At 64.7% G+C, this 22,205-nt stretch carries 18 protein-coding genes; 6 read left to right on the top strand and 12 right to left on the bottom strand.

Features of this window, described 5'->3' with window-relative positions:
• Nucleotides 1–82 precede the first annotated feature (82 nt).
• The 6 genes from AC1RGU_RS20430 (at nucleotide 83) to AC1RGU_RS20405 (ending at nucleotide 8,976) form a co-directional block, all read left to right on the top strand.
• Complete coding sequence (locus AC1RGU_RS20430; protein ID WP_062479666.1) at nucleotides 83–580, top strand: OmpA family protein; 498 nt, start codon at nucleotides 83–85, stop codon at nucleotides 578–580.
• 114 nt (nucleotides 581–694) lie between these two features.
• On the top strand, nucleotides 695–3,784 hold the full coding sequence (locus AC1RGU_RS20425) for a glutamate ligase domain-containing protein (protein WP_492697654.1): 3,090 nt from the start codon (nucleotides 695–697) through the stop codon (nucleotides 3,782–3,784).
• Nucleotides 3,781–4,074, top strand: coding sequence for a hypothetical protein (locus AC1RGU_RS20420; RefSeq protein ID WP_492697652.1), 294 nt, complete (start codon nucleotides 3,781–3,783; stop codon nucleotides 4,072–4,074). The genes AC1RGU_RS20425 and AC1RGU_RS20420 overlap by 4 nt, the downstream gene beginning before the upstream one ends.
• 91 nt (nucleotides 4,075–4,165) lie before the next feature.
• A complete protein-coding gene (locus AC1RGU_RS20415) occupies nucleotides 4,166–6,010 on the top strand; it encodes a peptidase domain-containing ABC transporter (RefSeq protein WP_492697650.1) in 1,845 nt (614 codons plus the stop codon).
• 99 nt (nucleotides 6,011–6,109) lie between these two features.
• A complete protein-coding gene (locus tag AC1RGU_RS20410) occupies nucleotides 6,110–7,405 on the top strand; it encodes an HlyD family type I secretion periplasmic adaptor subunit (protein ID WP_492697745.1) in 1,296 nt (431 codons plus the stop codon).
• The gene (locus AC1RGU_RS20405) at nucleotides 7,402–8,976 is read left to right on the top strand and encodes a TolC family protein (protein WP_492697649.1); all 1,575 of its coding nucleotides are present in this window, start codon (nucleotides 7,402–7,404) and stop codon (nucleotides 8,974–8,976) included. Before AC1RGU_RS20410 ends, AC1RGU_RS20405 begins: the two co-directional genes overlap by 4 nt.
• Nucleotides 8,977–9,109: 133 nt before the next feature.
• On the opposite strand, the gene AC1RGU_RS20400 is transcribed toward AC1RGU_RS20405, so the two are convergent.
• From AC1RGU_RS20400 to cpaB, 12 genes are all read right to left on the bottom strand, one after another.
• The gene (locus AC1RGU_RS20400) at nucleotides 9,110–10,525 is read right to left on the bottom strand and encodes a sigma 54-interacting transcriptional regulator (protein WP_492686561.1); all 1,416 of its coding nucleotides are present in this window, start codon (nucleotides 10,523–10,525) and stop codon (nucleotides 9,110–9,112) included.
• A 70-nt stretch (nucleotides 10,526–10,595) separates the two neighbouring features.
• Nucleotides 10,596–12,686 carry a TadG family pilus assembly protein gene (locus AC1RGU_RS20395; protein ID WP_492697648.1) on the bottom strand — a complete coding sequence of 697 codons (2,091 nt, stop codon included), beginning with the start codon at nucleotides 12,684–12,686 and terminating at the stop codon, nucleotides 10,596–10,598.
• 23 nt (nucleotides 12,687–12,709) lie between these two features.
• The gene (locus tag AC1RGU_RS20390) at nucleotides 12,710–13,195 is read right to left on the bottom strand and encodes a TadE/TadG family type IV pilus assembly protein (protein ID WP_354344515.1); all 486 of its coding nucleotides are present in this window, start codon (nucleotides 13,193–13,195) and stop codon (nucleotides 12,710–12,712) included.
• A complete protein-coding gene (locus AC1RGU_RS20385; protein WP_354344513.1) occupies nucleotides 13,192–13,677 on the bottom strand; it encodes a TadE/TadG family type IV pilus assembly protein in 486 nt (161 codons plus the stop codon). Before AC1RGU_RS20385 ends, AC1RGU_RS20390 begins: the two co-directional genes overlap by 4 nt.
• A gap of 39 nt (nucleotides 13,678–13,716) precedes the next feature.
• Nucleotides 13,717–14,175 (bottom strand): DUF3613 domain-containing protein, encoded by a 459-nt coding sequence (locus AC1RGU_RS20380; RefSeq protein WP_492697646.1) that lies wholly within the window; start codon nucleotides 14,173–14,175, stop codon nucleotides 13,717–13,719.
• On the bottom strand, nucleotides 14,172–15,131 hold the full coding sequence (locus tag AC1RGU_RS20375) for a tetratricopeptide repeat protein (RefSeq protein ID WP_492697644.1): 960 nt from the start codon (nucleotides 15,129–15,131) through the stop codon (nucleotides 14,172–14,174). The genes AC1RGU_RS20380 and AC1RGU_RS20375 overlap by 4 nt, the downstream gene beginning before the upstream one ends.
• The gene (locus AC1RGU_RS20370) at nucleotides 15,128–16,090 is read right to left on the bottom strand and encodes a type II secretion system F family protein (protein ID WP_492697642.1); all 963 of its coding nucleotides are present in this window, start codon (nucleotides 16,088–16,090) and stop codon (nucleotides 15,128–15,130) included. Before AC1RGU_RS20370 ends, AC1RGU_RS20375 begins: the two co-directional genes overlap by 4 nt.
• Complete coding sequence (locus AC1RGU_RS20365) at nucleotides 16,087–17,082, bottom strand: type II secretion system F family protein (RefSeq protein WP_492697640.1); 996 nt, start codon at nucleotides 17,080–17,082, stop codon at nucleotides 16,087–16,089. The genes AC1RGU_RS20370 and AC1RGU_RS20365 overlap by 4 nt, the downstream gene beginning before the upstream one ends.
• Nucleotides 17,075–18,391 carry a TadA family conjugal transfer-associated ATPase gene (locus AC1RGU_RS20360; RefSeq protein WP_062479689.1) on the bottom strand — a complete coding sequence of 439 codons (1,317 nt, stop codon included), beginning with the start codon at nucleotides 18,389–18,391 and terminating at the stop codon, nucleotides 17,075–17,077. Before AC1RGU_RS20360 ends, AC1RGU_RS20365 begins: the two co-directional genes overlap by 8 nt.
• Nucleotides 18,392–18,398: 7 nt before the next feature.
• Nucleotides 18,399–19,697, bottom strand: coding sequence for a CpaE/TadZ family protein (locus AC1RGU_RS20355; RefSeq protein ID WP_492697638.1), 1,299 nt, complete (start codon nucleotides 19,695–19,697; stop codon nucleotides 18,399–18,401).
• A gap of 10 nt (nucleotides 19,698–19,707) precedes the next feature.
• The gene (locus tag AC1RGU_RS20350; protein WP_492697743.1) at nucleotides 19,708–21,027 is read right to left on the bottom strand and encodes a type II and III secretion system protein family protein; all 1,320 of its coding nucleotides are present in this window, start codon (nucleotides 21,025–21,027) and stop codon (nucleotides 19,708–19,710) included.
• A gap of 90 nt (nucleotides 21,028–21,117) precedes the next feature.
• Nucleotides 21,118–22,122: a Flp pilus assembly protein CpaB gene (gene cpaB / locus AC1RGU_RS20345; RefSeq protein WP_492697636.1), complete on the bottom strand. Its 1,005-nt coding sequence runs from the start codon at nucleotides 22,120–22,122 to the stop codon at nucleotides 21,118–21,120.
• Between the last annotated feature and the right edge of the window lie 83 nt (nucleotides 22,123–22,205).

The raw sequence follows: 22,205 nt of genomic DNA, 5'->3' as shown, positions 1-22,205 counted from the left end.
ACACGAAGAAGGAGGAAGGGAAACCTCGATAGCAAGCAGACAGGGACGGGCCGTCAGCGGCCCGTCCCGCGAAAGGACCGTCATGAACAAGAATTTCCGGATACTGGCCCTCGTGGCAATGGGCGCAAGCCTCGCTGCCTGCGGTGTGCCTCCCAAGGGCGGTCGCGACGACGCGACCTACTACTACTCCAACAAGAGCGTGCGCGAAGTGCCCAAGGTGGAGCCGGCACCCCCGCCGCCGCCGCCGAACACACCGGCCAAGATCGTCTACTTCGACTTCGACCGGTACGACGTCAGGACGGGCGACCGCAGCATCGTCGAGGCGCACGCGGGCTACATGCGCAACCGGCCGGCGAGCCGGGTCGTGATCGAAGGCCACACCGACCTGCGCGGCGGCCGCGAGTACAACCTCGCGCTCGGCCAGCGCCGCGCCGAGGCCGTGCAACGCATGCTCACGCAGATGGGCGTGCCGGGCGAACGCATCGAAGCCGTCAGCTGGGGCATTGAAAAGCCCGCATCGCTTGCCACCACCGAGGAGGGCCATCAGCTCAATCGTCGCGCCGAGTTCAGCTACCGCTGAATCGGGAGCACGCGATGATTTCACGGGCGGCTTCCGGTCCGCGATCACGTCATTCAAGCGAGAGCAGATGACGGACGCGACCGGCCTTCGCCCGCATTCGACCGGGGCCGAATGATGTCCTTCTCAGACCAGCTCCACGCCTGCCACGAGCGCCTGGTGTCCGTGTGCGCGGCGTTGCCTGCCCCGTACCCGGCCTTCACGCTCTTCTTCTCGGTGAGCGACGGCTCCCAGCGTGCGCACGTCGTGCATGCGCGGGCCGACGACTTCGAGACCGCCTGGCGCGAAGGCGCCGACCTCGTCGAGCGATGGGTGCGCGAGCGCGGCATCGTCTCGCCCTGGCTGCGCATCGACTGGGTCGAGGGCGCCAGTCCCATGGACTGGACGCAGTTCAAGACCCAGCTCACCGCGGTCAAGCGCAACTACTTCCGGCTCGGCCTGGCCTTCGACCAGGACTTCGGCTTCGCCTTCACCGAGCAGGAACTCAACGCCAACGCCATGCTGTGCGGCGATTCGACCATCGCGCATTCGGTGGTGAACGTGCGCAACTTCGACGTCTATGCGCAGGCCCGCTTCGAGCGCACGCTGCCGCTGGAAGAGTCGTCCGAGCGCACCGTGTACCTGCTGGCCACGGTGGGCGTGTTCTGCCAGCCCGACGGCGTGGTGCACAAGCTCGTGGGCACGGGGCTCGACGCGGGCCGCCGCCAGCTGCCGGCGCTGAACCCGCAGGCGGTGCTCGAGCTGGTGCGCAGCGGCTCGTCGTACCTGGCGCGCCAGATGCAAAGCGACGGCCTGTTCGTGTACGGCTACTTCCCGTGCTTCGACCGCCGCATCCCGACCTACGACGCGATGCGCCACGCGGGCACCGTGCACGCCATGCTCGAGGCCTGGGAGCTCACGCGCGACGACACGCTGCGCGCGGCCATCGACCGCGCCATCGACCACCTCACCGACGCGCTGATCCGCGACTACACGCTGCCCGACGGCCGCGAGGTGGCCTACCTGGTCGACACCGGCGGCGAGATCCGCCTGGGCGGCAACGCGGCCTGCGTGCGCATGTTCGTGCGCTACTGCGAGCTGATGGAAACGCGCCACTGGCTGCCGCTGCTGGAGAAGCTCGCGCTGGGCATCGTGGCGCTGCAGGACCCGGCCAGCGGGCGCTTCGACCACGTGCTGCACGCGGCCGACCTGTCGCTCAAGCAGGCCTCGCGCGTCATCTTCTACGACGGCGAGGCGGCCTTCGGCCTCATGCGCCTGTACGGCCTCACGCGCGATCCGCGCTGGCTGGCCGCGGTCGAGAAAGCCTTCGACCACTTCATTGCCAGCCAGCACTGGCAGTCGCACGACCACTGGCTCAGCGGCTGCGTGAACGAGCTCACGCAGTGGAGTCCGCAGGAGCGCTACTTCCGCTTCGGGCTGCAGAACGTGGCGGGCTACCTGGACTTCGTGCTCGACCGCAAGACCACCTTTCCCACGCTGCTCAGCCTCATGCTGGCGGCGCAGCAGATGCTGCAGCGGCTGGAGAGCATGCCCGCCATGCGGCACCTGCTCGACGAGCTGGACACCGAGAAGTTCTACCGCGCGCTCGACTACCGCGCGCACTACCTGCTCAACGGCTTCTTCTGGCCCGAGATGGCGATGTACTTTCGCCGGCCGTCCACGGTCGTCGGCGCCTTCTTCGTGCGGCACCACTCGTTCCGCGTGCGCATCGACGACGTCGAGCAGTACGTGACCGGCTTCGCGGCCTACCACCGCTACCTGCTCGACCGGCGCAGCCAGCCCGGCGGCGCGGGCCCTGGCGGCGGTGGTGGCGGCGTGCGCGACGACGGCGCGGTCTGGACGGCCAGCGAGATGGCGCGCGTGACCGGCGGCGAATGGGTGGTCAAGCCCGAGGACGGCTGGCGCGCCACCGGCGTGACCCAGCGCACCTTCATGCGCAAGGGCCGCGTCGTGTTCGAACACCAGGCCCGGCCCTCGAAGACGCCGCTGGCCGCCGTCACGCTCAAGGGCGTGCTGCAGCCGGCCGCGGCCGTGCTGTGCACCGACCCCAAGCCGCACCTGGACAAGCGCGTGCCCGTGCTGCAGGTGGCCAACGTGCTGCAGGCCGTGCTCGAGCTGGGCGACCACGCGCGCACCGAGTTCACCGGCCGCGTCTGCGGCGTGCTCGGCAGCGGCGCGGGCAGCAGCACCGTGGCCGCCATGCTGGCCGGTGCGCTCACCGTGTGGGGCGAGGTGGCGCAGCCCGAAGGCAACATCAGCCTGCCCTCGGGCATCGCCTGGAACCTCACCTGCATGCCGCGCCATGCCGCCTACTGGGTGCTCGAAATGGGGACCTCGCACATGCCGGCCTCGGCGCAGCTGATGCGGCCTTCGCTCATCGTGGTGACGGGGCTGTCGGCCGCGTCGCAGAAACACCGCGGCCCGTCGGAGGCCGCCGCGCGGCTCGATTGCCGCATGTTCCAGGCCATGGCTGCGGGCGACCGCGTGGTGCTCAACCGCGACATGCCCGAGTTCGCCACCTTCGCCGAAGCGGCGATGGCGCACCAGCTGCAGATCGTGACCTACGGCGAGCACAAGGACGCCGACGTGCGCCTGCTCGCCTTCGACCACGGCGAGGTGCAGGCCGAGGTGGCCGGCGAGCCCTTCCAGCTGCGCCTGAACGCGCCGGGCCGCCACATGGGCGCCAGCGCCGTGGCCGCGCTGGCCGCGTTGCAGGCGCTGCGCCTGCCGCTGGCCGCGGCCGTCGAACCCTTTGCGCACTTCGAGCCGCCGGGCGGACGCGGTGCGCTGCACACCATTCACATCGGCGGCGGAAGCTTCAAGCTGATCGATGAAACCTACGACGCCAACCCGAGTTCGATGCGGGCGGCGCTTGAGTTGCTGTCACAAGCCCCCTGCGAGCCTGCGCGCCGGGTGGCCATCCTGGGCGACATGCAGGAGCTGGGGCCCGCGGCGCAACGCCATCACCTCGATCTGGAGGCCGAGTTGCTGGCGTCGCAACCTGACCGCGTGCTCCTGTGCGGACCTTTGATGCGGGCGCTTCACACGCGCATCCGCACCAAGGTCCGCTCCCATTGGTTTGTCGATGTGTCCGACCTCTCCACCGCACTCGGCGGGCTGCTGCAACCAGGCGACTGGGTGCTGGCCAAAAGCTCCGCCGGTGTCGGTCTTTCCCGGCTGGCCCGGGTCCTGAAAGCACTGCCATGAGATGGAACGCACTGGTCCACATCCCCTATGAATCCGAACGCGAGGTACCCCCGCGGCGCTGGTGGCTGGGCTGGCTGCAGCTGCTGTGCGCCTGGGTGCTGCTGATGCTGCTGTGCGCCAACATCGCCCTCGTTTTTGCCGAAGGCCTGCCGGGCTCGTCCGGCCGCACCGCGACCCACAGCCATGCCCACAAAACGATGAATTGCACGCTCAGGGAAAACGCCGCGCCGCAAGGAACGCGCGGTACGGAAACGACCAGTCCGGCGCAGGTTCGCACCCACCGATGCTGAGAGGCGTCAGAGGCGAATTTTTGCCTTGTAACAGTCGGGTAACAGTTGATAATGATGCAGGCGTCGTTGCCCGACGGATCGGTCTTTTTCCATGATCAAGTTCCTCTTGCCCAGCCAGCTGGTTGCCGACAGGCCGGAAGTCCCCGGCGCCAGTCCGTATGCCAGTGCGCTGAACGATGCGTTTCGCGCGGCCTACCCGCTCGTCAAGAGCGCGGCCTGGCTGTCGCTGCCCATCAGCCTGTTCGGGCTGCTGCCTTCGATCTTCCTGCTGCAGGTGTATGACCGCGTGCTCTCGCGCAGCGGCGTCTCCACGCTCGCCGCGCTGGTGAGCGGCATCCTGTTCTTCCTGTGCATCGAGTTCTGGTTGCGCACGCGGCGCTCGCGCCTGCTGCGCAATGCGGGTGCCACCGTCGATCACGGCGTGTCGGGCGCGCTGCTGCACTCCATGCTCGGGCGGCCGCTGCGCGCGCTCGAGGCGCGGCCGGCCTCGTCCTGGCAGCTGTTCTTTCGCGACGTGGGCGCGGTGCGCGGCACCGTCACCGGCGGGCTCGCGCAATCGATCTTCGACCTGCCGATGGCGATCTTCGCGCTGATCGTGATCGGCATCGTCGCGCTGCCGGTGCTGCCCGTGGTGGCGGCCTTCCTGGCCATCATGGCGTTCCTGGCCTGGTGGTGGGCCGACGAAGTGCGCGCCGGCCGTGTCGAAGAAGTGCTGCGCGGGCGCGGGCTCGATCGCATCACCTCCGAGATCTGCCATGCGCGCGAGACGCTCAAGGCGCAATCGAACGACGGCCCGACCATCGAGGTCTGGCAGCAGACCTACAACGCCTGGCTCAGCGAGAGCTTCGGCAAGAACGGCCAGATCGAAACCGCGCGCGACGGCACCACCGTGCTGCTCACCGTGTTCTCGGTGATCGTCGTCACCGTCGGCGCCATCGCCGTCATGCAGCAGTGGATGACGGTGGGCGGCCTCGTTGCTTCCAACATGCTCGCGCTGAAGGCGCTGCAGCCGGTGGCCGGGCTGGTGTCGAACTGGCGCGCATTGGCCACCGCCAAGGAAGCCGCCAAGCGGCTGGAGACCGTGCTCGGCGAGCCGGTCGAGAAGGCGCCCACCGGCATGGCGCTGCCGCAGCCGCTGGGCCGCGTCACGCTGAAAGACGTGAGCTTCAGCTTCACCGAAGACGCACCGCAGCCCGTGCTCGAAAACGTCGACCTCGACATCGGCCCCGGCGGCCTGCATGTGATCGTCGGGCGCAACGGCGCGGGCAAGTCGACGCTCGTGAAGCTGCTGTCGGGCCTGTACACGCCCACGCACGGCGTGGTGAGCATCGGCGAGTACGACCTGTCGCAGTTCGGCCGCGAAGAGCTGTCGCGCTGGATCAGCTATCTCTCGCAAGAGGTGTACTGGTTTGGCGGCCCGCTGGTCGACACCATGCGCCGCGGCGCGCCGGGCCAGAGCGACGAGCAGATCGTCGCGGCCTGCAAGCTCTCGGGCGCGCACGACTTCATCTCGCGTCTGCCCGACGGCTATCGCACCGTGGTGGGCGAGGGCGGCACCGGCTTCTCGGTGGGCGAGCGGCGCAAGCTCGCGCTGGCCATGAGCTTCCTGCGCAAGCCCTCGGTGCTGGTGCTCGACGAGCCCAGCAACGACCTCGACTTTCAAAGCGAGCGCAACCTGCTCGCGACCATGCTCGCGGTGGCCAAGGTGCGCACCGTGGTCGTGGTCACGCACTCGCTGCGCATCGTGTCGGCGGCCTCCGCCGTCTATCACGTCACCGGCCAGGGCAACGTGGAAATCGGCTCCGCCGCCGTCATGGTGCCCAAGCTCTTCGGCGTGAAGAAGCCGCTGGTGGCGCTGGGCGACAGCACCGACGACGGCAGCGGCAGCAGCAACAACAATGCAGGCGTCCCGACCGCCTCGCGCTCGATGGCGTGAGCAAGCAGGCCACGCGATGCGTGATTCGTGGTTGCCACGGATCGACCGACTGACAGACAGAGACAGGGGAACGGGATTTTGAAACCAGACTTGCCGCAGGTGCTTCAGGGCGAGAGTGAGAAACAGGCGGCGCAGACCACGCCGCAAGGCCGGCGGCGCCAGTGGATCATCGGCGGCGCGGTCGCGGTGCTGGCGGCAGTGGGGCTCGGCTTTCCGATGGAAACCGTCGTCGTCGCGCCGGGCCGCGTGATCCCCTCCGACCGCGTGAAGTCCATCCAGCATCTGGAAGGGGGCATCGTCAGCAACGTGCTCGTGAAAGAAGGCGACAAGGTCAAGCAGGGCCAGTCGCTGGTCGAGATCGACCTGGGCGGCAGCGGCCTGAACTTCGAGGAGCTCACCGCACGCTACGCCGCCACGCAGGCCACGCGCGTGCGGCTCATTGCCGAGAGTCGCGGCCAGCCGCTCAAGCGCGATTCGTTCGATGCCGACATCGACGAAGCCGTGCTCGAAGGCGAGGTCGGTGCCTACCAGGCGCGCGCGCTCGAACAGCGCGGCGTCATGGCCGGCGCCGTGTCGGGCCTGGAGCAGGCGCGCAGCAAGCAGCTCGAACAGCAGGCCAAGGCCAAGGGCCTGAACGATCGGCTCGCGCTGATGCAGAAAGAGCTGGAGATCTCCGAACAGCTGCTGAGCGAAAAACTCGTCGGCCAGGTCGAGGTGCTCGAGAAGCGCCGCCAGGCCGAAGGCGTGCGCAGCGAACTCGCCGTGGCGCGCCAGGGCGTGATCTCGGCGCAGGCCGCCATCACCGAGGCGCAGGCCAAGATGGCCGAGGCCGAAGGCCGCTTTCGCCGCCGCGCGTCGGACGAACTGGCCACCGTCGAACGCCAGTTCGCGAGTCTGAGCGAAGACCTCGCGCGCGCCCGCACCCAGCGCTCGCGCACGGTGGTGAAGGCGCCGGCCGACGGCATCGTGAAGGGCCTGCGCAGCTCCAGCGCCGGCTGGGTCGTGAAGCCCGGCGAATCCATCCTGGAGGTGGTGCCCGACGAGGACGAGATCATGGTCGAGGCGCGCCTCAACCCGAACGACCGCGGCTTTGTCGAAGTGGGGCAGGAGGCGCGCGTGAAGATCACCGCCTACGACTACCTGCGCTACGGCGCGGTCGACGGCAAGGTCAAGCTCGTGGCGGCCGACGCCGACCGCGATGCCGCCATTGCCAGCGGCGCGCCGTACTACCGGCTGCTCATCAGCATGTCGCAGTCGCACGTGGGACGGCCGGAAAACCGCATCACCGCCGGCATGGAGTCCGAAGTCGACCTGCGCGTGGGGACCGATCCGTTCATCTGGTACATCCTGCGGCCTGTGCTCAAACTGCGGCGCGAAGCCTTCCGCGAACCATGAGCAAGCCCGTGTTGCCGGGCCGGCGCGCGCGCATCGCCCCGGGTGTGCTCTGCGCGACCTTGTGCGTCAGCATGGCGCTGCCGCCCACCGCGTATGCCCAACCGTCGCCGGAGCAGGAGGGGCCACCTGCAGCGCTGGCACTGTCGCGCCGCCTGTCGTCGCCGTCCCTCGGCGCCGCGAGCTACGCGCAGCGCGTGAAGCAGGCGCTCATTGCGCTGTCGCAGGAATACCCCGAAGTGCTGACCGCGCAGGCCGCGGCCAACACCAGCAGCTTCGGCGTCGACGCGGCCCGCATGGCGCGCTACCCGCGCTTCAAGGTCGGCACGTCGTCGGGCACCTACAGCAGCGGCGCCAAGGACGCGAAGAGCGAGAACTACACCGTGCTCACTGCCGAAGCGCGCGTGAGCCTGATCGACGGCGGCGCCATGAGCGCGGCGCAGCGCGCCGCCGAATTCGGCAACCAGGCCGACGACGAGGCCGTTACCACCACGTCGCAGAAAGTGGTGCTCGACGCGCTCACCGCCTACCTGCAGGTGCAGCGCTTCGACCTGAAGAAGCAGATCGCGCACCGCGCCACCGAAGTGGTGGCCGACCTGTCGAAGGCCGAGGCGCGCCGCGTGGCGCTCGGCGTGAGCGGCGACAACGACCTCAACATGGCGGCGTCGCGCCGCGCCCTCGTGGCTGCGCGCGAGTCCGACTTCGAGGCCCAGCGCGACGAGGCGCTGGCCAAGTTCCGCAACTACTTCAAGTTCTCGCCCGCGCCCGAATCGCTGCCCGTGCTCGCCGCGCCGGCGCACTGGCGCATCGGCTCGCAGGAAGAAGCGCTGCGCCGCGCCGAAGCACGCAGCACCGAACTGGCCGAAGCCCAGGGCCGCGTGGCGCGTGCGCGTGCGCTGGTCGACCAGACCGAAGCCAGCCTGTACCCCACGCTCGACGCCGTCGTCGTGAAGAGCAAGGACCCGCGCGGCGTGTCGCCGCAAGACCCCACGCGCGCCGCGTTTGAATTGAACTGGAACTTCGGCAACGGCTTCGACCGCCAGCTCAAGCTCAAGGGCGCCCTGGCCGAAGTGGCGAACCAGGAAGCCAAGATGGAGGGCGTGAAGCTCAACCTGATGGAGCTCACCGCGTCGTCGTGGTCCCGCACCGTGGCCGGCCGCGAACGCGAGCGCCAGTTGATGGAAGCCGTTAGCACCTCGGGCCAGGCCTTCCGCGGCCGCCGCCGCCTCATGGAGTTCGGCCGCGAGACCCTGCCCCAGGTGCTCGATGCCCAGCTCGACTACTACACCCTGCTGTTCGACTACATCGACGGCGTGTTCGACCTGCGCATTTCGGAACTGCGCCTGGCGCGCACCACCGGCGAACTGCGCATCGACCCCATCGGCGCCAACAACTGGATCGACCGCATCTTCGGCCCCCCGAGCCGGAACGTCCTGACCGAAGACGGCCTGCTGGGCGCGCTGTGCATCTCGAGCAATACGACCTGCGCGAGCGAACCGTTGGTCGACCGCGCACCGGGCGCATCGATTGCGAACCCGCCGCTGCGCAGAGCGACGCGCCTCGGAACCCAATAGCCGTTCGAGGCAAGCGCAGCGAAGCCCGTTGGTGAAACACCGAGGAACCGGCTTTGCCGGGCCTCAGGTGTTGCCCCCGGTAGGGGGAAGGAGAAGCGGACACGAAGTGCCGCGCAGCCTGGGGGCGAGCTAGTTACGTCTCTTCGGGGATGCCAGGCTCGCCGTCGAGGATCTGGTACTTGCGCATCTTTTCCCACAGCACCTTGCGGCTGATGCCCAGGTGCTGCGCCGTGTCCTGGCGCTTCCAGTCGTTGATCTCGAGCGCCGCGATGATGCGGTTGCGCTCGCTGCTGTTCCAGCCCTTGCGGTCGCCATTCGCGTCGAGCGCGACCCCCGTGCCATTGCGGTCGGTGGCCAGCGCAGCGGGCGCTGGCGTGCCGCGCGTGAGCGCGATCGCGCGCTGGATCAGGTTCTGGTCCCAGCTGTGCAACTGCCGCGCGATCACGCCCACGCGCTCCGCGAGATTGCGCAGCTGCCGCACGTTGCCGGGGAAGTAGGTTTCGGCCACCGCATCGCTGAGCCAGTGCGGCGTTTCACCCAAGGCCTCGAGCTCGTCGCCGAGCACGTTCGCCAGCAGCGCCTTGAAGATCGCGATCTTGTCGATCTCGCCGCGCTCCTCGAGGCTCGGCACATGCAGCTCGATGACCGCGAGCCGGTAGAACAGATCGGCCCGAAACTCGCCGCTCGCCACCATCTCGCGCAGGTTGCGGTTCGTCGCCGCCACGAGCCGGAAGTCGACACGGATCGGCGACGTTGCGCCCAGCCGCGTGACCGCGCTGTCTTCGAGCACGCGCAGCAACTTGACCTGCTGATAGCGCGGCAAGTCACCGATCTCGTCGAGGAACAGCGTACCGCCCGTGGCCTGCTCGAAGTACCCGCGGTGCGCATGCACGGCACCCGTGAACGAGCCCTTCGTGTGGCCGAAGAACAGCGACTCGAACAGCCCATCGGGAATCGCACCGCAGTTCACCGCCACGAACGCGCCCTTGCCGTACTGCTGGTGCCCGATGTGAAGCTGCTGCGCGATGCGCTCCTTGCCCACGCCGGTCTCGCCGCGCACCAGCACTGGATGGTTGCAGTCCGCAAAGGCACCCACTTCGGCGAGCAGCCCTTTCATTGCATCGGAATGCGCCACCAGCACGTCGGGCGCCTGCGGCGCGACATCGCGCGCACGCAGCTGGCGCACCAGCTTGGCCACCATCGTGCGCAGTTCGGCGCAGGTGAAGTCGTAGGGCAGGACGTGCAGGTACTCGGGCGGATACGTGCGCGAGTCGCGCTCGCGCGAGGCGGCAGCCACCCAGATCACGGGCATGCCTTGCAGCAGCTCGGTCGCGTGCGGCAGGCCGCCACCATCGATCACGGTGACGCTGATGATCGCGACGGAAGGACGCAGCGCGACACCGCGGTCCTGTTGGGGAGGCGGCAGGCCGTCGGCCCGGATGACTTCCACGTCGAAGCTCGCCATGCACCGCGCAATGCGGTCGAGGATGTCGGCTTTGCCTTCCCAGACAAAGAGGTCGAGTTCGTCGAAGTTGGAGGGGGAACTCATGCTAGTAGGGAGCGCGAAGCAGCGAAGGAGCCAGCTCGCGATGAAAGATCGTCACGGCAAGAACCATAAGTCAATAGACTAGAACGGCACCTCGATGGCATGAAAGTCGGCCGGAGACTTCCGTCTTTGACAAATCGATGCCCAATAAATCCAGGACCTTGTTAAGTACGGGGTCCAGAAGTGGCCCCAGTGCGGTTTTTATAATGCCTTTTAAACCGTCGAGAAGATTATCGATAAGGTGGAGCGTTCCATTCAGAAGAAGGCCAAGAATCCCACCACCGCTACTTGCATACGGATCGATTTGAATCCCGTCAAGAGTGTCACCTAGACCACCGACAAGGGATTTCGAACTGATAGCCTTGTACGAAGGATCAACCGTTCCATCAAATGGGGGCGCATCAATCTCGGGAAGGTTTTCGGGTGCAGGAGCGATGTAAACGAGCGGGTTGCTCGTGCTAGTCCCCCCGATTGCCGAATTGATCTTCAGACCGAATCCGGAGATGACGTGCTTCACTCCGTTGGTTTGTCCGACGACAAAATTCCCGCTTGCATTTCTCCATTTTGGAGTTGTACAGCCAATGGAGCCGAGGAGGATATTGAGGATGCAAAAGTCGTAGCGGGCTTCTTGGAAGCCGATCTCGATGATAGGAACTGGTTCTGCTGTAATGACAGGAGCGGAAGAAGAAAACACGGTATCAGACACTTTCCCGAGGTTGATCCGCGCAATATTGGTGCTCGCTTGCACGTTGAGCGTCTTGCTGGTGTCTGTGGTGCAGGTATGGCCCGATACGAATGCCTCACCGTTGCCAGAACTGATGCTGATATCAATCGGGGAGGGGAGCGCACTCGTGTAGATCACCTTGGAAATTGGGCAGAGGTCGCCGGCACAGACGATGCCACCGACCAGCGACGTGACGATATTGCCGAGATTCAGGCTGACTACCGAATCCAGAAATCCGATGAGCGGAGAGACTGCAGCTGTCACAGCCGAGCCGAGCTGACTGATGACATTGGTCAAATTGCTCAGATTCACAGATATCAACGCTCGAATCTGAGAGGTTCGCACATAAATCTTGTGAGGATCATCGATGCCAGTACCGGGCCCCGTACCAGGGGCAATGAGATTCGGATTACCTACCGCAGAGACCTGCGGTGGCTCGACGATTTTGAGTTTCACGCTGGCAGTGATCCCCGCCAAGGGAGGAACATTCAGAGTGACCGCAGCAGCATTCTGACCACTTGCCAACTGGACAACGCCGCTGACTAGCTGAAAGAGTTGCAGATCGGTATTTAAGCCGCCAGCATCCGTTCCGGTCGCGATGTTGAGTAGATCTGCGATCTTGAGAAGAGGCTTGATGCTGGCGATCTGAGCTTGCGCTTGGAGCTTCTCCAGCGCTGTAATCACGATGTCTGCCGTTTGTCCGCTTCTTTCGAGTGCGACGATCATGGCTCCCAGCAGGGTGCCAACATCAGCCTGAGTGTTGAGGACTTGGTCATATCCACCTGCGCTGATATTTAGGGCAATCTTGAGTTGATCCAAAAAATTGAGCAACCTGATATCGGTGTTGATAAGGCCGTTCCATCCAACAGCCGAGATATCTAGGCTGCCACCCAAAAGGCCGCCGAAGATCGCGTTGAGCAGCACAGATTTTTCGTCGTCAACGGCGACGAGCGTGTTCCGGATGGTGAGCGAGGCCAGTGGTTGGTTCTGGACGGCAAGCGCTTCCACGGTGATGAGGCGCTCGGAATTTCCGGGAAGCATCGGGAGCAGAAGTGCCGGCGTTCTAGTCAGCGTGACGAGGACGGCGTTGAGCTTCTGGCCGACTTCCGGACTGCCGAAATGCCGGGGGCCCGGACGACTGGTGTCCCAATTTCCACAAGTCACTTCGGATACCAACACTGCTGAAAGCCGTGTTGGGATGTTCTGATTCCCGTTGATGGCTGCAGCACTCTGAGCGGCACTGCAGTCGTTCGGTTTCAGTGCTTCAGCGCCGGCGATGGCGGCGAGGTCTGCTGTTTTCTGAAGCTCACGCTTCATGAAAAACAGATAACCGAGTTCAACCCCCACGAGAATGACGACGAACAGGCTGAGGGCGATGGCCGCGTTGATGACCACCGACCCAGTTTGCCGCCGGGCTGCTCCTTGATTGAATGGCTGCATTGCTGTACCCCTAAGAAGAGAACCTATCTGGTTGCTCTGGCTTTGCCGGACAGGCGATCAGGCATCCAGCTTCCGGTAAGTGGGAGCGGTGGCACGAGCGGATTGGCGCGATAGGGATAAGAAACCTTCACTTCGACCTCTCCGGGCGGAAGATCGACGATAGGCGGGGTGTCGGCCATCGCTGTTCGAAGCCAGGTCTCTTTGGACGCCGGCGTGCTGCCTGCAGCGACAGGAGTGATCATGGAAAGGGCCAAAGACCGATAGATGGCTGTTTTGATGTTCGCTTGCAAATCGGCGGAGGCGATGTTCTTGCCAACCAATTGCGCCGCTCTTGCCCCATCCTCCGCCGCACGAGAGACCACCTGCTGGACGTAGAGCACGCCGCAGAACGTCACGAGGCCATAAATGCTAAAAAACAGAACGCTGAAGACGAGCGCAAACTCGATCGCAGCAACGCCTCGCTGCATATGGACGGGCATTTGCTTCGATTTCCGCAGGACGAATTTCATAGCGGCCTTCCGTCGAGCAACATGCTGGCTTTGCCTGCGATCTGACTGGGCATTGCAAAGCTTGGGAATGCGGGAAACAACGTGTTGATACCGCTGACTGACACAGTCACGACCATCTGGCAGCGGCTGCTCCAGGTGGGACCACAAGCAGGCGATGCTGGTGGGCAATCGTCTCCTCCGGCAACGCAGATGGTTGCAGCTACAGCCCGATTCGCTTTCAACGCTGGAGGCAACCAGTTGCTGCGCTGCGTCGCAACGGTACTGGCTTCCGTCTTCCGGTTGTCGAGATTGCTTTGATATCGCAATCCGGCCCGAGCACCATCTTCCGCAGCGTTTTGCAAGCTCATTCGCATCGTCAGAAGGAGGCCATAGCAGAACACGGCATAGAGCATCGCGAAGACGATCAGAAACACGAACGCGAACTCGATCGCGTACACGCCGTTCTGGGCGTGTCGGGACTGAGTGAGTCTGCGTTTTTTCATCGCGATGTTTTTCCTGCGTGGCAAGAGAACGCGCGTTGTCTATTGAGCCTTCGAGGTCGCGCCGCTCGCGCCGTTCGTAGTGTTCGTCACCGTCGAGCCGAGGCGCTCGGGGATTGGATGCTCGAAGCTCTTGATGTAGCGGTCATAGCTCCGGCCGGCGACGTTGCCTGCAATGGTGCGAGGCGTGGGCGATGCAATTTCCCCGCTGCGCTGCCATGCAAGCAGGCCTTGTGTCGCCTCACCGATCTGCATGGATGACGGATCGAATTCTTCTGGCTCGGCCACCTGAGGCTGTGGCGAGGGCTGATCTTGTGTGGACTGCACGCCAGCAGGTGAAGCGCTAGAAGCCTTCGGCGCGTTCGAGGTAGTGGCCGTCGTTGCCTTCGCATCCGTTGCGCTCCCTTGCGCAAAGGAAGACATGCTTACAAGGAAGAAGGCTGTGGCTGTCATCGCCCCGATGGAACGGGAGGCGTCGCGATTGGCAGATGGGAAGTTCATGGCGTACCTCGTGAGGTCGAGTTCAGTGAAAGAGGCGTCTCGGTGGCCGAGGTGGCTGCCGTATTCAAGCGGTTAGCGATTTCAGGAGGGTTGTTCGCACCGGACCAGCGCGCTCGTTTGAGCGCCAAGGGCGCGGCCACGGTTTCTGTGCGGGAAGCTGTCGATGCCGCGACTGGCATTGAGGCTGAGCCAAGGAGAGCCGCAGGTTCGACAGATCCACCCGGCATGCGAATCTGCAGTGCCGCTTCGCGCACTGCACGCCGCGTCGCTTCGGACATGCGGTTCGCATCCATCAGGGCGCGTGCCTGATCCTGCTGGTTGGTCGCTTCGAAATAGAGTGCAAGGTTGGCCTGCGCCTGCGCGCTGTCGGGGCGCAATTGCAGGGCTTGCATGAGGGGAAGGCGTGCGTCTTCGAGTCGACCGGCGCGCAGGTTCGCGTAGCCCAGGTCGCTCAATAGAAGTGCATCGGTCGGGCTGCGACGCTGCGCTTGTGTCAGCAACTGGACTGCCTCTGCATAGTTTCCGCGCGAGCCCGCGAGAAGTCCCAGGCCGCGGTAGCCGGCGCTTTCCAGTGACGTTCCAAGCAAGCGCTTGTAGGCGGTTTCCGCAGGGATGGCCTGACCTGTCTGGCGCAATGCATCAGCGCGCACACGTGTGGATTCCGGCGATATCCCCCAGCGTTGCTCGAGCGCGTCGATGTGCGCGAGTGATGCAAACCACAGGTCTTCCCTCTGCATCTGGTCAACGAGTTTCAGGTAAGTGGCTTGTGTATCGACAGTCGCTCCGGCCTTGGTGTCGGCAGCGACTTCGGCGGCCGCGCGCTGTTGCGCGTCTGTGCTGGCGGCGTATTGGTCCTTCATCCCCGCGCAACCGGAGACGGCAAGCGCCATGACGACGATCGCAAAAGGAAGCGAGCGTGCGTGCTGCAAGGCCACGGAACGGACTGGTTTTTTCATTTGGCGGCCTCTCCCAATGAACGATAGATCGCTAGGAAGGCCGGTCCCCCCGTGACGATCATCAGCGCCGGCAGAAGTGTGGTCACCATGACTGCGGTCATCTTGACGGTGATCTTTCCGATGCGCTCTTTCATTTCCGAGCGACGGTGTTCGCGCAGTCGATCGCTGAAGATTCGCAAGGGCTCCTGCACGGCACCGCCGTGCTTGTCTACCTGCACCAGAAGGGACACGAGTCCGCGAAGGTTCTCGTTCTTGTGCAAGGTCGCAAGACGATGCAGAGAGTGCTCCCGGCTGCGACCACGGCTGTATTGGTTGTTGGCCAGGTTCAGCTCATAGCCGAGCACGCGCAGCACATGCGAGAAGTCACTGGCCATGATTTGAAGGCTCTGGTCGAGGCTCAGGCCGACACCCTGGAGGAGTCGAAGCAGGTCAATGAACAAGGGCAATTCCTGGTTCACGCGCTCGCGCCGCATGGCGGCAAAGCGCGCGAGCACCCATTTGGGTGTCATGAAGCCGAAGACGAAGGCCACAGCGAGACCAATGACGACCGTGCGCTGCGTGTGCCCTTCGCTCCACAGCACATGCACGAGGATGGGAAAGATGAACGCAAGCGCAACCCGTGTCACAAGAAAGATCAACTGGGCTCGTTTGGAAGAAAGACCGCATTGATCGATGAGATTCCGGTCTTCGTCAGCCACCAGCGCCCGGCCGAAGCGCGAGTCGAGCCAGTGAAACGGGAGGTCGATGTCGGGCTTGGGCGCGCTGAACAACTCATCCGTCTCGGCGGAGGTTGCTGAAGGGGCAGGCGTCTTTCCTGCTTGGTCGATCGCCCTCCCAATGACCTGCCCACTGCGTGCTCGTCGAAGCTCGGCTGCAATCAGCGCGCCAGCTCCCGCCATCAACCCCAAGGCCAGCAACGCGAGACTCAAGATCGCCAACTGGTTGAATGTGAACGTCATGTCAGCCTCGCCAAGCGGTACAGGAGCGCCGCTCCAAACAATTGGAAGCCTGCTGCAAGGAGGATCGTGTTGCGGCCCGTGTCGTCGTTCCACATATCCATGAAATAGCTGGGATTGGTCAGAATGAAGAAGGTCGCCACGCCTACCGGGAGCAGACCGAGAATCCAGGCGGAAAGCCGGGTTTCCGACGACATGGCGGAGAGTTCGTCCTCCGCTTGTTCACGGTCGCGCATGAAGTTCGCCACGCGCTCCAGAAGAAGGTCGGAACGGCCCCCGTAGCGCACGCCCAATCCGAGGATGGAAGCCAGCAGGTACATCTCCTCGATGCGGACATTGCTCGCCGTTTGATGCAGGGCGCGGTCGAGGTCCAAGCCTGCCCGTACCAATGATGCAGAGCGTTCCAGATGACCTCGTAGCGGAGCCTCGGTGGTGGCGATGGCCAGTTGAAAAGCCGCCTGCGTGGAATTGCCGATGGTGATCAGCCGCACCATTGCGTCAATGTAGGCTGGCATCTGGCCGATCAGCTTCCGGCGAGATTTCTGCAACAGAAGCCAGATTGCAAAGATTGCCAAAAGTACCAGCATGCCGAGTGCACTCAGCCCCGCGATCCAGCCGCCGAAGAGCCCCGCCGAGCTGGAAAGAAGAGCGATGGCTGATACGCCCAAGACCACCATCCGGGGGGAGATCACACCCACCAGCCAGCCAGGCAGGGCTTTTTCGATCAGTCCGGAAGGTGTTGCGGCAGTTGCTGCGTTGGCCTCCGCCTCCAGCCAGGGGTCAGTCATGACGCCCATCGTGAGACCTGCGCCAGGCGAGTCCCGCAATGGCGCGGCGACCGGCATGGGTGCCGCGGTGCTGGCCTGGATCTGCTGGTTCAGATGGCGCTCTGCTGCTTGCCGTACCTGGCGCTTTTTTGCCCATTGCCACAGCAGCAGCCCCGCCGCGGCGAAGAGCAGCGCGATACAGGCGAGGATCAGCAGGCCTTCACGCACGCTGGTCTCCTTGCTGTGCTCGCGCAAGTGACTGCCGGAACCGTGCGATTTTTGGAGAGTGCGGTGCAATGCCCAGCGAAACCCAACGATCGCGCTCCTCGCCGTCGGGCGATGCAATCGGCTCGTAACGGTAGAGCTCCTGCATCGCCACGACGTTGTCATTGACACCAGTGACTTCGCTCAGGGAGATGATGCGTCGCTGGCCGTTCGACAGTCGACCAATCTGGACGATGAAATCGATGGCATTGGCGATTTGTCTGCGCAAGCTGACCTCACTGCCCTGATAGCCAGCAAAGCCCGCCAGCATCTCGAGGCGGTACAGGCATTCGCGCGGTGAGCTGGCGTGGATCGTGCCCATCGAGCCTTCGTGACCCGTGTTCATCGCCTGCATCATCTCGATCACTTCGGCGCCGCGGACCTCACCCACGATGATCCGGTCGGGACGCATGCGCAGGCTGTTGCGCAGCAGATCGCGGATGGACACCACACCGGCACCGTCGAAGCCACCCGGACGGCTTTCGAGGCGCACGACATGGCTCGTTCCAAGCGAGAGTTCGGCCGTGTCTTCGATGGTGATGACGCGCTCTCTCGCCGGGATGAAGCTCGCGAGTGCGTTGAGCAGCGAGGTCTTGCCGGAACTGGTGCCGCCGCTCACGAGGATGTTGCAACGGGCGCGGACGGCAATCTCCAGGAGTTGCGCCATGCCGGCGTCGAAGGTGCCGAGCTTCACGAGGTCGGCCGGTGTGAGCGGTTCCTTCCTGAATTTTCGGATCGACACCGACAGACCGTCGATCGCCAAAGGCTCGATGATCACGTTGATGCGGCCACCGTCCGGCAAGCGCGCATCGACCATCGGGTTGGATTCGTCGAGCCGGCGGCCAAGCGGCGCGAGGATGCGGCGCACGATGCGCATCACATGCTCCGAGTCGGCAAAGCGAACGGTTTCGCGCTCCAGCATGCCGTGGCGGGACACGTACACATTCTGGTAGCCGTTGATCAGGATGTCCTCGACGGCCGGGTCGTTGAGCAAGTCTTCCAGCGGGCCGAAACCTGCCAGCTCCTTCGTCAGCGCATCGGCGATGAGCTGCATCTCGCGGTCGTTGATCGGCACGCGGCGCAGGCGCACAAAGCTGTCGACCTCCAGTTCGACGAACTGCTGGATGGATGCCCGCGACCAGCGACCGAACTCTGCTCCGAGTTCTTCGATGCGACTCAGGAGATGGTCGTGCGTCCAACTCTTGATGTCCTGGAACTGTTGGGAGTTGATGAACGTCTGATCGTCGTCGGCAAATTCGAGGTCGGTGGACATGAGAGATTCAACCTTCACTAGAGCTCTTCCGGAGCCCGACGAGCTGCGATATCCGCGCCGCCCAACCGGACTCCCTGGTCGGGGCATGGCCCGGATCGGGCATGTATTCCTGCTTCAAGCCGCGGGCCAGGCTGGCGACGGCCTGCGAATACGCGTCATTGCGTGCGGTGCGAACCAGCATTTCGCCGCGGCTGGCGGCGGCCATCAGTTGTGTGCCGCGGGCGGGCAACACATGGTGCAGTGGGAGTTCGAGCCGGGCGGCGATGTCCTTGGCGGGCAGCCCGACCTGGTGGTCGAACTTGTTGACCACAAGCGAAAGCCGCTCGGTCTCCACGCCTCTTGCACGCAGCTCCTTCAGCATGTTTGCCGTGGAGACGATGGCGCCGATGCTTTGATCGCACACCACCAGGCTTCGTTGGGTGGCTTTCACCGTCTGGGCAACGAAATCGATGGTCGAGAAGCCGCCCAGATCGGCCACCTGGAAGTCAAAGAAATCGCAGAGCCGTTTGATCAATGCCACAGAGTCCGCGTGCGAGATCTCGCGTACCTGCGCGAGGCTGGTCGGCAGGGGAAGCACCGCCACGCCACTCGCGTGATGAGCCAATGCGGTCTGCAGCAGTGTCTGGTCGAGGCGGCGCAGGTTGCGAACGCCATCGACAAAGCTGAAGCTGCTCTGGGTGTCGAGATAGAGCAGGCCGTCTCGGGACGGCAGGCCCAGATCGAGCAGTGCAACCCCTTGGCGCGAGTTGCGAGGCTCTGCCTGCTTGGCAGCTTGGGACAGCTGGTCGTTCAGCAACAGCGACAGGCTGGTGGCGAGCGTCGTCACGCCGATGCCAGAGCGGGCGCCAAGCAGCGCGAGCGTGTATCCGCGTGTGCCATCCTGTGGGCCGCTGCCACGGCGATCGAGCAACTTGCGCAGCGTGGTGACCGCGTCCGTCGCCGGAGCACTCATGTCGATGAAATCGTCCACGCCGGCGCGAAGCGCAGCAAGCATCGACGCTGGTTCGGCGGATACGCCCGCGGCCAGCACCGGCAGGGCAGGCCAGTCGCGCTTCAGCCGCTGATGGAGTTCGCTCGCTGTGCCGGCGTGGTCGCCGGAAAAATCGATGAAGATTGCTGCCGGCCCCAGCAGTGCAATTCGCTCATCGAGCGAGTTGGCGTCGGGGGACAGCATCACCACCGTTCCCTGCCGCCCGAGTGCATCGGTCAGCCACGTGATGTGCTTGCCGTGCGGCGAGGCGAAGAGATAGGTCTCTGCCCCGATCTCGGGAAGGCTGTCGCGGGGGGCATTCATGGTGTCGTTCACCGCAGGCGTGTCAGCGCGAGAAGCCCGGGACAGCCGTTCCCGATGCCGGTCCCAGCAGATGAGCGCGCCAGACGGGGCCGTCGCGTTGTTCTGCACCGCCCGGCAGATAAGGGCCAAGCTCCGTGCCACGCGCGATGGGTTTCACGAGATGTGGCGTGACCAGAATGACCAGTTCCTTCTCGCTCATCTGGTACTTGGTCTGCTTGAAAAACGTACCCAGGACGGGGATGTCGCCGAGCAGCGGGACCTTGTCTGCATTCGATGTGGTCGTGCGGCTGACCAAGCCGCCGATGATGAAGCTCTCGCCGTCGCCGAGTTCGACGGTCGTGTCGGCGCGGCGCGTGCTGATGGCGGGAACGGCGACACCGCCGATGCTGAGTGAATTGGTGTAGTCGAGGTCGCTTGCCTCGGGCGCGACCTTGAGCACGATTCGCTCGTTGGACAGCACGGTGGGGGTGAGTGTCAGTCCGATGCCGAAGGGCTTGTATTCGATGCTCGTGGTGCCCAGGCCCTGCGGTGCCGGGACCGGCAATTCGCCACCCGCGAGAAAACTTGCGCTCTGGCCCGACAGCGCCACGAGCGTGGGTTCTGCGAGGACGCGAGCCATGCCGTTGCCTTCGAGAAAGCCGACATTGAGGCCGATGCCCGCTTTGCCGAAGTTGAACAGGAGGCTGAAAGCCTGTGCGAGCGGGTTGTTGTATTCCCCGCTGAGCCCACCCGTGGGTGCAAATGACACTGACTTGAGAGACGCGGGCGTGAACACGCCGAAGCTGAAGCCGTTGGAATTGGCTCGGGTGCTGAAGATGTTGAGACCGGCCTGCTTGAGCACACTGCGGTTGAACTCGACGATCTTGACCTCGACCTGCACGGTGTTGCTGCGTACGTTCACGACGGAACGATCGATCAGGGCCGATTTTTCTCCGCTGCTCGCCAAGGCCGCATCGCGCGCTTCCTGATGGGCATCCATGCTGCCAAGCGAACCGGTGACGGTGGACGCGCGGCGTCGCACTTCGAGCGCGTACACCGTGGCGGTCGACTGCCCCTTTTCCCAGACCATCAGCGTGGTCCGCCCTGCTGCCCTGCCGGTGACGATGAGGCGTGCGGCTGGCAGGTTCGGCGTCTGGCGGGTGAGAGCCACCCCGGCCACCGCTTCGTCGGCAATGGCCATGCGTTCGATGCCCTTGGGAATGAGCAGTTCTTTCTGCGTGCCGGCATCGACGCGAAACGGGATCGGTGCGCCTGGGGCGACGGCTTGCGCCTGGGCCGCCGAGGTCACGACAAGCCCAGCGCCCGGCGCCAGCAGGCACAGCGCCACGAGGGTCGGGCGCAGGGCATGGATCGGAGCCTTGGGTTTCGCGCGGGGAGGGTGCGTCATGGTGTTCTTTTCGTGCGAGGCATGCATGGACGTGGCGCTGATCAATCAATAACGGACGGTTTCGCTGCGGTCACCGCGAATGACCTCGACCTGGAGCCCGCCACGGTTGCCGCCGCTGCTGGTACCGGTGGCTGTTGCGGTGGGCCGTGCCGCGGCGGTGAGCGCGCGCAGGGCGTTGGGATTGCCACCCGTCACGAAATCGGCGGCCGTCAGGCCGGCCTGGGCGCGATCCAGGCCTTCGAGCGGTGCGCGTGGCGCCTCGCCACGCTTTGGCGATGCTGGTTGCAGGGCCGTGGGCAATTCGGCGAAAAGTTTCGGATCGGGCTCGGACATGTCGGTGGGGTTGCGCAGCGCCAGCAGCAGGCGGCCGCTGTTCTCCGCGAGCGTCAGGCGGTTGACGTCGTCTACCGGCACTGCGAGCACGGCCGTGCGCGCGGCTTCGGCGCGTTGTTGTTGCTGTGCCTGCGGGTTGCCGTTCTTGTCGGTCTTGGAAGGCAGGCCGTCGATCGATGCGCTGCCAAAGGCCAGCACGCGCTTGCGCGACAGCAGCAGGCGGGCTTGGCTGCGGTCGATATCCTTGCCGTCGAACTTCAGCATCAGGAATACGTCGACGAAGTCGCCGGGCTGGACTTTGTTGCCCACGCCCATGACCTCGTCGGCCTTGACTGCCACGGCGCGCTCGCCTTCGGCAATGCGCAAGGCCAGGCCGGAAACCAGTTGGCCTTCGAGCAGGGGCGAGCCTTCGCCCAGGTCGATTACCGGGACGCGGCCTGCGAGGGGCGCGGTCTCTTTGAAGGCCCCCGTTGGATTGATCGTCAGTTGTTCCACGCGCAGCGCATCGGCGGGGATTGCCTGGCCGGCTGGCAGCGGCTTGGTGGCGACGACTACGGGGAACGTCTGAGCCTGTGAAGCTTTGGCAGGCGCTACGCCGGCGCTTGCGACCGCTGGCGGCGGAGGCGGTGCCTTGCGGCTGAGAACCCATGCATAGCCGCCGAGGGCGAGGGCCAGAAGCACGAGGACGGCGGCGATGATTTTGGTGAGGTTGATCATGGGCGGCGAACTGAAGGAGGGGAGCAAGCGATCACGATGAAAGAGATTCGAAGTGCCTGCGAGTCGGGGCAGAGCTAGTTGTG

The sequence above is a fragment of the Variovorax sp. GW823-FHT02B07 genome (assembly GCF_058797695.1).
The sequence above is the reverse complement of the archived record's forward strand: the minus strand, read 5'-3'. Positions and strand labels throughout refer to the sequence as shown.